The 12715-nt window shown below is 35.4% G+C and carries 10 protein-coding genes and 1 tRNA gene; 3 read left to right on the top strand and 8 right to left on the bottom strand.

Annotated elements, in window-relative coordinates; translation table 11 throughout:
• Window positions 1-37 precede the first annotated feature (37 nt).
• Complete coding sequence (locus tag MJQ71_RS01360) at window positions 38-2278, bottom strand: RelA/SpoT family protein (RefSeq protein ID WP_238806394.1); 2241 nt, start codon at window positions 2276-2278, stop codon at window positions 38-40.
• A 307-nt stretch (window positions 2279-2585) separates the two neighbouring features.
• On the opposite strand from MJQ71_RS01360, the gene MJQ71_RS01355 reads away from it, so the two are divergent.
• Together MJQ71_RS01355 and MJQ71_RS01350 are read left to right on the top strand one after the other, a co-directional pair.
• Window positions 2586-2667: transfer RNA gene (locus tag MJQ71_RS01355), tRNA-Leu, on the top strand.
• A 191-nt stretch (window positions 2668-2858) separates the two neighbouring features.
• Window positions 2859-4202: a trigger factor gene (locus MJQ71_RS01350; RefSeq protein ID WP_238803921.1), complete on the top strand. Its 1344-nt coding sequence runs from the start codon at window positions 2859-2861 to the stop codon at window positions 4200-4202.
• Between the two features lie 97 nt (window positions 4203-4299).
• Here MJQ71_RS01350 and gpmI read toward each other — a convergent pair whose 3' ends face one another.
• From gpmI to hisS, 6 genes are all read right to left on the bottom strand, one after another.
• Window positions 4300-5862, bottom strand: coding sequence for a 2,3-bisphosphoglycerate-independent phosphoglycerate mutase (gpmI, locus tag MJQ71_RS01345; protein WP_238803920.1), 1563 nt, complete (start codon window positions 5860-5862; stop codon window positions 4300-4302).
• Between the two features lie 117 nt (window positions 5863-5979).
• Window positions 5980-6504: a HEAT-like fold family protein gene (locus MJQ71_RS01340; RefSeq protein ID WP_238803919.1), complete on the bottom strand. Its 525-nt coding sequence runs from the start codon at window positions 6502-6504 to the stop codon at window positions 5980-5982.
• A gap of 15 nt (window positions 6505-6519) precedes the next feature.
• Window positions 6520-7011, bottom strand: a complete 492-nt coding sequence (locus MJQ71_RS01335; RefSeq protein WP_238803918.1) for a low molecular weight protein-tyrosine-phosphatase — start codon at window positions 7009-7011, stop codon at window positions 6520-6522.
• A 149-nt stretch (window positions 7012-7160) separates the two neighbouring features.
• A complete protein-coding gene (locus MJQ71_RS01330) occupies window positions 7161-8801 on the bottom strand; it encodes an amidohydrolase (protein ID WP_238803917.1) in 1641 nt (546 codons plus the stop codon).
• A 92-nt stretch (window positions 8802-8893) separates the two neighbouring features.
• Window positions 8894-9931, bottom strand: coding sequence for an endolytic transglycosylase MltG (gene mltG, locus MJQ71_RS01325; protein WP_238803916.1), 1038 nt, complete (start codon window positions 9929-9931; stop codon window positions 8894-8896).
• A 6-nt stretch (window positions 9932-9937) separates the two neighbouring features.
• On the bottom strand, window positions 9938-11299 hold the full coding sequence (gene hisS, locus MJQ71_RS01320; RefSeq protein ID WP_238803915.1) for a histidine--tRNA ligase: 1362 nt from the start codon (window positions 11297-11299) through the stop codon (window positions 9938-9940).
• A gap of 251 nt (window positions 11300-11550) precedes the next feature.
• On the opposite strand from hisS, the gene MJQ71_RS01315 reads away from it, so the two are divergent.
• A complete protein-coding gene (locus MJQ71_RS01315) occupies window positions 11551-11694 on the top strand; it encodes a hypothetical protein (protein WP_238803914.1) in 144 nt (47 codons plus the stop codon).
• Between the two features lie 52 nt (window positions 11695-11746).
• On the opposite strand, the gene MJQ71_RS01310 is transcribed toward MJQ71_RS01315, so the two are convergent.
• Window positions 11747-12619, bottom strand: coding sequence for a putative universal stress family protein (locus MJQ71_RS01310; protein ID WP_238803913.1), 873 nt, complete (start codon window positions 12617-12619; stop codon window positions 11747-11749).
• Between the last annotated feature and the right edge of the window lie 96 nt (window positions 12620-12715).

Genomic DNA, 12715 nt, shown 5'->3' with positions numbered 1-12715 from the left:
TACATTTTATTAGGTTATACACTAATTTAATTATTATTTATCTTTCTGCATCAACACGAGTTACTTGGTTCATGCCCTCAATTTCGCCTAATTGTAACATTAAGGTCTCCAAATGGCGGGTATCTTGCACATAAAGTTTAATATCGCCTGTAAATATACCATCATTCGTATCAACTGCCAAAGAACGCATATTTATGTGTAATTCACTCGAAATAACCTTTGAAATATCTTGAATCATTCCCATTCGGTCAAGCCCATCAAGATGAATACTTGCCACAAAAGCCTTTGCAACCTGAGAAGACCAACGAGCCTTAATGACTCGATTGCCATATTGAGAGAGTAATTGCTGTGCGTTTGGACAAGAGTTTCGGTGAATTTTGATACCTTCATTAACAGTCAAAAAGCCAAAAACATCATCACCTGGAATAGGGCTACAACAACGAGAAAGTGTAAAATCAATTTCTTGCAAATCATCTCCAATAAAAAGTGTATCGACACCTTTTACTTTTTTAATTTCTTTCTCAAAACTTTTGGCGTCAATAAATGCTTTATTATCAATTTCAATCTTGGCTTGCTTATTAATACGGGCATCACGGTCAGACTTGAATTTTTTGATTTCATCAACATGAATGTACCCTTTTCCGAAACTATAATAAAGGTCATTGTAATCTTTTTTATTGAAATATGCTCTCAACTGATTGAGGGTTTCAAGCGTATTATCAATGCCTAAAGTCTTTAATTTCTTGGTAATAACTTCTTTTCCATCACTAAAATAAACTTTATTTTCCTCTTTTAGCAAGTCTTTTATACGAGCCTTTGCTTTTGTAGTAGTTACAAATCGTAACCAATCTTCTGATGGTTTTTGATTTTTGGTGGTCAAAATTTCAATTTGGTCACCATTTTGCATGACATAGCTAATCGGAACCAGTTGATTATTGACTTTTCCTGCTGTACATTTTTTACCAATATCGGTATGAATTTCAAAAGCAAAATCGAGCACCGTTGCTCCTTTACGCAATACTTTCAAATCGCCTTTGGGCGTAAAAACAAAGACTTCTTCGTTATAAAAATTCCCTCTAAAATCTTCCAAAAACTCAATTGCAGACTTATCGCCAGATTCGAGCGTTTCACGCACTTGATTTATCCAACGGTCGAGCGGAGCATCCATCGAAGTGTCATTTCCTTTATATTTGAAATGTGCGGCATAACCCCGCTCCGATATTTCATCCATTCGTTCAGTCCGAATCTGTACTTCCACCCACTGGCCAGTCTGGCTCATAACAGTGGTGTGCAACGACTCATAACCATTAGCTTTTGGAATCGAAATCCAATCTTTCAGGCGGTCAGGATTAGGTTTATATTCGTCGGTTACGATTGAATACGCCTGCCAACAAGCAGATTTTTCTTTTTCGGCTGGTACATCTTGCAAGATTATTCTGATGGCAAACAAATCAAAAATATCTTCAAAAGCGGTATGTTGTGTTTTAACTTTGTTCCAAATCGAATAAATATGTTTTGGGCGACCTTTAATAACAAAGTTGATTCCCGCGTCATTAAGTTTCTTTTGGAGAGGCTTTATAAAATTATCAATGAAGCGGTCACGCGTAGCTTTGGTAGTTTTGAGTTTATTGGCAATATCTTTATAAATTTCTGGCTCGGCATATTTCAGATATAAATCTTCGAGTTCAGATTTTATTTTATACAAACCCAAACGATGGGCAAGTGGAGCATAGATAAATATGGTTTCATGGGCAATTTTGAGCTGTGAATTTCTAGCCATGCTACCCAAAGTACGCATATTGTGGGTGCGGTCGGCGAGTTTTATTAAAATCACCCTTACATCTTCCGAAAGTGTCAATAACATTTTACGGAAGTTTTCGGCTTGAGCAGAAGTTCCTTGTTCAAAATTCCCTCCGATTTTGGTCAACCCATCAATAATTCGTGCTACTTTTGGACCAAATTCTCGCTCAATATCTTTGAGTGTCATGTCGGTATCTTCTACCACATCATGCAACAAAGCACAAATAATTGATGTTGCTCCTAAGCCTATTTCTTCCACACAAATCTGAGCCACTTCGAGCGGATGAAAAATATAAGGTTCACCCGACTTCCGCCGCATATCTTTATGAGCTTCCATCGAAATCGTAAACGCTTTCTTGATTTGCTTGGCGTCTTCGTCTTTCAGCACAGGTTTTGCTGCACGTAATAATCGGCGATACTTCGCTAAGATTTCGTCTCTTTCTTTATCTAAATCAATCATTGGTAGCTGCTGACTCATTTCCCCCGAATTACTTGCTTCTTGTTCTATCACAATCTCCCTCCTTTCTAATTTCGTTTTGTTGTATTTTAGTAACACTAAGTTAATATTAAGACCTAAAGGAACAAATTATTTTCAATGAATAGTATAAATTAAATCGAAAGTATTCTATCCAAAATTATAAAAAGCGTACATTCAAACCCAAAAAGTAAAGTTTTAAAAATATTTTTGATTTTTAGGTTGACACGATAAAAAAAACTCATTACCTTTGCAGCCCGAATAACACTTATCAGCAATTTTCTTCGTTGGTAATTGTCTGAAGGAAAATGCGGGCGTGGCGAAATTGGTAGACGTGCCAGACTTAGGATCTGGTGCCGCAAGGTGTGGGGGTTCGAGTCCCTTCGCCCGTACGACTTAACCCTCTGAACCTTGCTTGGTCAGGGGGTTTTTTAAATTATAATAGTGCTATTAGCATTTTACCTACACACAATAAATTTCTTTGTAGGTATATTTTATTAGTAAAATCAAGTAAAATTCTCGTTTTTTTTAAGCTAAAAGCTCACAGCTAACTGCTAAAAGCTTTAAAATCAAATTATCCTAAATGGAAACTACATTAGATAGAATTTCTTCTACCGAAGGCAGACTTAAAGTAACACTCACAGAGGCGGACTACAAGCCAGAAGTTGATAAAAAAATCAAACAATACAGCAAAACCGCTCAAATAAAAGGATTTCGTCCAGGAATGGTTCCGAAAGAATATATTCAGAAATTACACGGCAAAAGTATCTTAGTTGATGAAGTGATCAATATGGTGTCTAAGTCTGTAAATGATTATATCGCTAACAATAAATTACGCGTTGTTGGAGACCCATTACCAGACAATGAAGCGGCTCAAAATATTGATTGGGATACTCAAAAAGAATTTACTTTTGAATACCAATTAGGTACAGCTTCTGATTTTACGGTAGATTTATCGAGCATTCCTGCCATCACAACTTATAACATCGAGCCTTCTGAAGAGAAAATCAATGAAGCCATTGAAGATGTTCGTAAACGTTTTGGTAAAGATGCAGAAGTTGAAGAAGTTGAAAAAGGCGACTTGATTTTTGGAACATTGAAACAAGAATCAACTGAATTTGAGGTTAAAGATGCCACTGTTCCAACTGACCGTGTGATTGAGGATTCTTTCCATATTTTCAAAGGTTTAGAAAAAGGTAGTAGCGTAAAATTTGATATTCAATCAATTTTTTCAAATACAAAAGACCTAGGTTTTGCTACTGGTAAAACCGAAGAAGAAGCGGCTGCATTGAGCGGAGAATTTGAATTAACTGTTGAGAAAATAACTCGTGTTGCAGCTTCTGAATTAGACCAAGAATTATTCGATAAAGCTCTTGGACAAGGAAAAGTTAGCAATGAAGAAGAATTTAGAGCTGAAATTTCAAAAATCATTGCTGAAAATTATGCTCGTGAAAGTGCTTTTTTATTGGATTTTGAAGTAGAAAAAGCTCTTTTAGACAATATTTCTATTGAATTGCCGAATGATTTTTTGAAAACATGGTTATTCAACATCAATGAAGGCAAATTTACGGCTGAAGATATTGAGAAAGATTTCGACGCTTTTGCAAAAGGCCTTCGCATGGATTTAATTCGTAATGAAGTTGCTTCAAATAACGATGTTAAACTAGAATATAATGACATCGTTGAAGAGGTAAAAGCAGAAATGCGTAATTATTTTGGAGGATATGCTTACGAAGGTTTGGACGATATGATTGACCAAATGGCTCGTAAAACTTTGAAAGAAAACAAAGATAATGCCGTTCGTCGTTATACTGACCGTGCTTTTGGCAAGAAAGTACGTGAGTTTTTGAAATCAAATGTTAAAGTAGAAACGAAATCAATCAACGTTGAAGAATTTAACAAAATTGCAGAAACGGTTTACGCATAAGATGCAATTTTGAATGACCGAATTCAGTTCATTGAAACATACAAAAAAATCCCCCTTGAGCAAACTCTTGGGGGATTTTTTTATATTATCTTCGTTATTAGATGAGAACATCTCCTGTCATTTCTTTTGGAATTTCTACACCCATCAAAGTTAAAATTGTTGGAGCAATATCTCCTAATTTTCCACTTTTTACTTCAAAACGTTTGTCTTTGTCAACCACAATACAAGGCACAAGATTAAGTGAATGCTGCGTATTTGGCGATTTATCATCGTTTATCATGTAATCGGCATTACCGTGGTCGGCAATTACAATTGATGTATAACCGTTTACTAACGCTGTTTCTACTACTTGTTCTAAACATTTATCTACAGCTTCAACCGCTGAAACTACTGCCGAGAAAACGCCTGTATGACCGACCATATCAGGGTTTGCAAAATTTAGACAAACGAAATCAACTTCCCCTTTTTTCAATTCTGGAATAATGGCATTATCAATATCAAATGCGGCCATTTGTGGTTTTAAATCGTAAGTAGCCACATCTTTTGGGGAAGGACACATCAAGCGGCTTTCACCAGCAAATGGCTGCTCATGGCCTCCCGAAAAGAAGAATGTTACATGAGGATATTTTTCGGTTTCAGCGATACGAATCTGTTTCTTTCCTGCACGCTCTAAAACTTCGCCTAAAGTATTATTCAGATTATCTTTTTCATAAATAACCTTGACATTTTTGTAAGTTTCATCATAATTTGTCATTGTTATATAATACAGATTTAAGGCTTTCATGCCAAAATCTGGAAAATCTTTTTGCGTAAGCACCTCCGTAATTTCACGTCCACGGTCAGTACGGAAATTGAAGCACATCACTACATCTCCTTCTTCAATAACTGCCACTGGTTTTTCGTCTTCAACGATTACGATTGGCTTCAAGAATTCATCAGTAATACCTTCATCATAAAAATCTTGAATCACTTCTGGCAGCTCTTCAATCTGAATTTTTACTTCTAAACCTTCAACATTCTCGTCAACTGCTGCAATGCCATTGACCATAGCATCGTAAGTCATTTTTACACGTTCCCAACGCTTGTCACGATCCATTGCATAATATCGACCAGTTACCGAAGCAATCTTGCCCCCTGTATTATCTAACGTTTCTTGTAAATCCGCTAAAAAGCCTTTGCCACTTTTTGGGTCACAGTCACGGCCATCAGTAAATGCATGAACGAAAACATCTTTCAAACCATAATCAGCGGCAGCTGTGCAAAGACCTTTTACGTGGTCAATGTGCGAGTGAACGCCACCATCAGACACTAAGCCAATAAAATGAACTTTTTTATTATTGGTTTTTGCATATTCAAAAGCTTCAACAAGTACTGGTTCTTTCGCCAATTTACCTTCTTCAACGGCAATGTTGATTTTTTCTAATTCTTGATAAACCACTCGCCCTGCTCCCAAATTCATGTGACCAACTTCCGAGTTACCCATTTGACCGTTTGGTAAACCTACCGCACGTCCGCAAGCCTCAAGCGTGCTATTTGGGTATTCATTCATCAATTTTCTAAAATATGGAACATTGGCTGCTTCGATTGCCGAACGCCATTCTTCACCTTTTTTCGGAATTCCCCATCCATCAAGGATGATTAAGATTACTTTTTTGCTCATAAGTTTGACCCCTCGCCCCTTGAAGGGAATTTTATTGAAATAATTTGTATGAAGAGGCTTTATTGAAGCATACAAATATTTTGTTAATTCCTTTGGTTAAATAATTTTCAAATTTACTCATTTTTTCTTCAAATCAGCTAAAACTTTCTTTGCTCTACTTTTGATTGCAGGCGAACCACTTTGGTGTTTTAGCAATAAATCTTCTATCATTAAACGTAGCTCAGGTTTTAATTCTGGAATCTTTTTGGAAATATTATAACACACAGTTATTGAGAAAGCTATCACTGCAATTGCCTCATTACTAGCTAAATAGCGAAAACAAATATCATAAATTTCGCCAATAAATTGTTCAGGAATTTCAACAAATTGCCAAATTCTAACAATATTGCGTCTGGAAGAATCATGGATATTTGGTTCGTGGAGTTTATCAATAAAATTTTTAAAATACGGCGTAATTAAACTTGGATTTTTTTTAGCACATTCGCTTACAATCCAAGATGAACGTTGCGTTTTTACATAACCACCATCGAGAAATATTTGCATTAATTCAGCAAAACGCTCTTTGTCAGCTCCAATATAATTTGTTATGTTTTCTACGTTTGTCCTAGAATATTCTCTCAGTATTTCATTGTTGAGATTCATCACTCACATCGGTTTCTATAATTGGTGTTTTTCGATTAAATAATCTAAAAGTGTAGCATTGCTTCGCCACACAATTTGAAATACCTCTTCAAAAAAAGGTTCAGATTCATAATAAGGGTCTGGTACTTCTTTTATTCCTCGTGTTTCTGGGTCATGGTCACGGAGCAAGAAAAGTTTATCGGCAGATGGCGTTTTATGTTTAGTTTTGTAATAAAATTCATTGACATCTTTGAAATTCGCTTCGTCCATAACCACAATATGGTCGTAAGCATCCAAATCGGTTGTCGAAAGTTTCCGTCCTCGATGCGTCAATTTGATACCATGTTTTTCGGCATTTTTGATGGTACGTTGGTCGGGCAATTGACCAATATGATAGCCAGCCGTTCCAGCCGAATCACAAGAAATTTTGTCTTGCAAACCCCGTTTTTTTATTAATTCTCTGAAAGTGCCTTCAGCAATTGGCGAACGACAAATATTACCGAGGCACACGAAAAGGATGTTTATCATAATTTTATGGACGGCTTAAACTTTTACTAAATAATTGTTTTCACTAAACAAAAAGTTAACATTTGTACTTTTATCCTTTGTAAAGAATCCTGTGAAACATCTTAACCAAGAGAATGATTTTAAAAGATAGCAATGTGAACCTTTATTTATTAAAACACCTTCTCACCACCAACAAAAGTATTCAAAACCTTCACATTTCTGAGTTTTTCATTCGGAATCTTCATTAAATCTTCTTCTAAAATTACGAAATCAGCCATTTTACCAACTTCAATGCTGCCTCGTTCTTTTTCCTCGAAATTGGCGTAGGCACTCCAAATTGTCATGGCACGCATGGCTTGTTCACGAGTCAAGGCATTTTCCATTTGAAAACCTCCTTCAGGAAAATTCTTGGCGTCTTGACGAGCAACCGCCGAATGAAAACCGTATAACGGATTGACAAATTCTACTGGAAAATCACTGCCGTTGGCAATCAAGCCATTTTGCTTCAATAAATCTTGGAACGCATAAGCCGTTTTTACTCGCACATCACCCAATCTTTCATCCGCCCAATACATATCCGATGTAGCATGTGTAGCTTGAATTGAAGGGATAATTGAATATTTGCCAAACTTCGGAACATCTTGTATATCAACTACTTGTGCATGTTCGATTCTCCAACGACGGTCATTTTTGGTTTGTAATAATTTACCATAAATATCTAAAATTAAACGATTGGCCGAATCTCCTATACAATGCGTATTTGCTTGAAAACCTGAATTATAAATTTGTGTTAAACTTCGCTCTAATTCGGCCGCACTGAGCAACAGAAATCCAGTTTTGGTAGTTTCATCGCTATATGGTTTCAGCAAACACGCCCCACGTGAACCTAAAGCTCCATCTGCATATAATTTAAATGAACGTACATTCAAGCGGTCAGTTTTATAAATTCCTTTTTTGATGAAATAATCTAAATTTCGGATTCCCAACGAAACCATCACATAATTACGAATTTTCATTGAGCCTTCTTTGTTCATTTTGTCGATCAAATCAATGTCATCTTGGTTAAGACCTGCATCGGAAACCGTGGTTAGACCTAATTTAAAACACTCCTTTTGAGCCGCCAAAAGCATTTTGCGATTATCAGCTTCAGTTGGTCTTGGCAATACTCTTCTTACTAAACCCATTGCATTATCTACCAAAATGCCTGTCAATGCACCATTTTTCACTTCAACTAAACCACCATCAACTTTACTGGAAGGCGATATTTTAGCTAAATTAATTGCTTTAGAATTAACCAAAATAGCATGTCCATCAATACGCATGAGCAAAACAGGCTTATTCGGAAACGCTTTATCTAATAAATCTTTGGTCGGAAATTCTTTGTTTTTCCAATCATTTTGGTCCCATCCACGCCCGATAATCCACTGATTATCAGGATGTTCAATTGCAAACTTCTTTAAACGCTCAACAATTTCTTCGTAAGATTCCGTTTCAACTAAATCACATTGACTTAACATTTGTCCAAGCCCCATAAAGTGGCTGTGTGGGTCATAAAATCCAGGAAAAACAGCTTTTCCTTTCGCATCAACTTGTTGTTTGGCACTAAATTTTGTCAGAATATCTTTTGTTGAGCCTGTTTGCAAGAACTTCCCATTTTTCACTGCAAAAGCTTCTGTCGTAGCAAATTGGTTATCAACTGTATAAACCACGGCATTATAAACGATAAGGTCGGCCGATTGTTTTTGAGAAAAACCAGCAAAAGACATCAACGAAAAACAACACAAAGAGAGGTATTTAAAGGCAAATTTCATACGTTAGGTTTTTATAGTTTGTTGGTGCAAATTAACAAAAAAGCGAAGTAATCTTTCGTTTACTCCGCTTTTTTGTTGTCTTTTAGCATGTATTATTTTATGTTAGCTTTATCTAAAGCCTCCTGAAAAATACGGGCATTATTGGTATGTTCTTGGAATGTTTCAGCAAAATTATGGTAACCCGAAAAATCTTCTTTTGCACAGAAATACAAATATTTGTGGTGTTCATAATTCAAAACTGCATTCAAGGCATTTGGCTCAGGTAAGGCAATTGGGCCAGGTGGAAGTCCCGTATTTTTATAAGTATTATACGGTGAATTTACACTTAAATGCTTATAAAGTATGCGTCGAAGGCTAAAATCACCAACTGCAAATTTCACGGTTGGGTCTGCTCCAAGTGGCATATTTACAGCCAAACGATTGATATAAGCACCTGCTATGCGTGGCATTTCGTCAACTTTATTCGTTTCAGACTGCACAATTGAAGCCAAAACTGCCACCTGAACAGGCGTCATGCTAATAGCTTGTGCTTGTTGTAAACGTTCGGCAGTCCAATATTTTTTATATTCGTCATTCATTCTTGCCATAAATTTTTCAGGAGTGGTTGTCCATCTGATAAAATATGTATTTGGCAAAAACATGCACATAATTGTTGTAGTATCGAAACCATATTTTTGGCAAGCTTCTGCATTACGCAAAAGTTCAACGAGCTCTTCGGTTTTAAATTCAAACCTTCCTCCCATTTTCTTAATCAAGTCTGATTTTAAACGAACATTATTAAATGTCAAACGCACTTCATCTTGTTCGCCACGACGCAACCGAGAAATCACTTCACGATTACCCGAATTTGGTTTGATTAAGTAACGACCTGCTCTCACTTTTTCGGGGTAATTCATCCATTTTGATAAAAATTGGAAAGAAATTTCATCATTAATAACTTTGTATTTATGCAAAGAATCAACCACATTTTTATAAGTTCCACCCGTTGGAATGTACAAAACAAAGTCTTTTTTGCCTTCAACATTCAAATTAGCACTGTTGGCAACTTGCCAAAAATAGAATGATAACGTTGCGGCAACAGTAGTCGTAATGACCAATGCGTAGGCGATAAATTTTCGATTTTTTAACATGAATTTTTATTTTAGCTTTTCAATAATTTGTTCCAAATTTAATTTTTCTTGTTCGCCTAAAGCCATATCCTTGAAAGTAAGTTTACCCGTTTGAATTTCTTCCGAACCAACAACGACTACGAATGGAATATTCTTGCGATTGGCATAATCAAACTGTTTTTTTATTTTGCCCGACTCAGGGTAAATTTCGGCATTGATGCCTGCATCACGCAATTTTTTTAGAATCGGCAAAGAATATTTTTCAGCTTCTTCATCAAAATTTGTAAGTAAAACTTTGGTTGTAACAGATTGATTATCAACAAATAAACCTAGTTCATCCATCACATCAAAAATTCGGTCAACTCCTAATGAAATACCAACTCCTGAAAGACCTGGCATTCCGAAAGTTCCTGTCAAATTATCGTAGCGTCCACCACCCGAAATACTGCCAATTTGAACACCATTGGCTTTTACTTCAAAAATTGCTCCTGTGTAATAGCTAAGACCACGAGCGAGTGTAATATCAAGTTGTATCTTGGAATTATCTAATCCAAAACTTTCTACTAAAGACCAAACTTTCTCTAATTCTTCAATTCCTTTCAAACCTGTTTCTGATTCTTTCAACCATGCTTTTAATTTCTCAAATACCTGATTATCAGCTCCTTGTATTTCAAAAATTGGCTGTAATTTTTCAATTGATTCTTCCGAAAAACCACGTTCACGCAATTCATCTTCAACTTTATCTTTCCCAATTTTATCTAATTTATCGATAGCAACTGTAAGTGGTACTTCGCTACCTTTCACACCGATTACTTCGGCAATTCCTGATAAAATCTTTCTATTATTTATTTTAATCGTAAAATTTTGAATGCCTAAATTTTGTAAAATTTCTTGTAACATCAACACAATTTCGGCCTCACAAATCAAAGAGTCTGTACCTACTACATCGGCATCGCATTGATAAAATTCACGATAACGCCCTTTTTGCGGACGGTCGGCACGCCAAACTGGTTGAATTTGATAACGCTTGAATGGCATCACCAAGTCATTGCGATTCATTACCACAAAACGTGCAAAAGGAACAGTTAAGTCATAGCGAAGGCCTTTTTCGGAAATTTTGTGTGTCAGCTTTTTTGCTCCTTCATCGAGGTCTTTTTGAGTTAAATCTTTAGAGAAATCACCCGAATTTAAGATTTTAAAAAGAAGTTGGTCTCCTTCATCACCATATTTCCCCATCAAAACCGAAAGGTTTTCAATTGTTGGTGTTTCGATTGGCTGAAAGCCGAATTTTTGGAAAGTACGTTTGATTGTATCAAAAATATAATTGCGTTTGACCATCACTGACGGACCAAAATCTCGTGTTCCTCTTGCTAAACTTGGTTTACTCATCGTATTTTATTCTGTTTTTTGGTCATCTTCACTCAAAAAACGTTGCTTTTAAGTATTACTATTAGATTTGCTACAAAATTAGCGTAAAAAAGTCATTGTTAATTATTAAATGTTAATTGATTTTCGTAAGTTTGCACCCTAATTTTGCCCCAAGCCCTCAAAAAACAGGGTTTCATTATTCCAAAAAATTTTTTACTATGCTCTAATCCTCCATTGGTTAATGGGTTTTGGGGTTTAAAATACATAAAACAATGGCAGTAACACAGTTAAAGCGTAAAGCGAAAAGAAACCAAGCAATAGCTAAAAATAGAATTGCGACAATCAAGCGTTTGTCAAGAAAATTAGATGTTAAGCGAGTTGATATCGAAGAATTAAAAGCTGAATTTGCTAAATAATTTCTGCAAATAAGTAACAAAAAAGAGACACCGATAAAGTGTCTCTTTTTTGTTATAATAATGGTATTAATGATTTATCGGCATTTTCAATTGGCTCACTTAGTTTAGAAAAAAAGATTGGAATATTGGGATTGCAAGGAAATTGCAATGGTTTTTCTTCTAAAAATGCTTGATAAAAGCTAGATTGTTCGTTCCAAATTACCACAGCCGCATTGCAATAGGTTTCGATTAGGAATTGAAAGAAATTAAAAAAGGTTTTGGGAGCTTGTACGATGTAAGAAAAAGTAAAATTAGAGTCAAAAAAGGATTGAAATTGTTCAATAGTTTTTTTGTTAGAAATCAACTCATCGGGGTTGGCTGCAAACAAAATAAAATTGATAAAAATATTCAAATTAGAAGCATATCTATAAAAAGCGGTAAGTTTCTCAGTTTCAGATTGTTCTTGGCTTTCAATCAAAATACTTACATTACTTGGCATTACCAATTCTACGGTTGGAGGAACCATCAGTATGCTAGACGAAATATTGAGTAAAATTTCTTGAGAAGTGCTTCCTAATTGCCAAGATTTTTCCTGATTTGAAGCTCCAACCATTATACAATTATACGCATTATCTTGATTCAATTGGCGAATTGCATCAATTGGCAACTCTTTAGAAAAAATAAATTTTATTTGTTCATTGGATAAATTAGCATATTTATTTTTGATTATTTCATGCAAATCTTCCACCCTACCAGCAATACTTTCTTCAGATTCATTTTTTCCTAAACAATATAAAACGTCATATTCACAGTAAATTGCTTGAGTTACCAAAAAAGAATAGGCCAATATATTTTCCGAATATTTACCTAAATCAATACAGATTAATATTTTTCTTGGTTTATGAACACCATCTTTCCTGGATTCATCATTAATAGCAGTCGTCATTTAAATTATTTTATCGAGTTGCAAGTTTATGCAAACATATTAAAAATATTGCATTTTTTTGCAAGTGTACACGCAGAAAAATTTACATTGAAAGAT

The sequence above is a fragment of the Emticicia aquatica genome (genome assembly GCF_923079645.1).
GTDB lineage: Bacteria > Bacteroidota > Bacteroidia > Cytophagales > Spirosomataceae > Emticicia > Emticicia aquatica.
The sequence above is the reverse complement of the archived record's forward strand: the minus strand, read 5'-3'. Positions and strand labels throughout refer to the sequence as shown.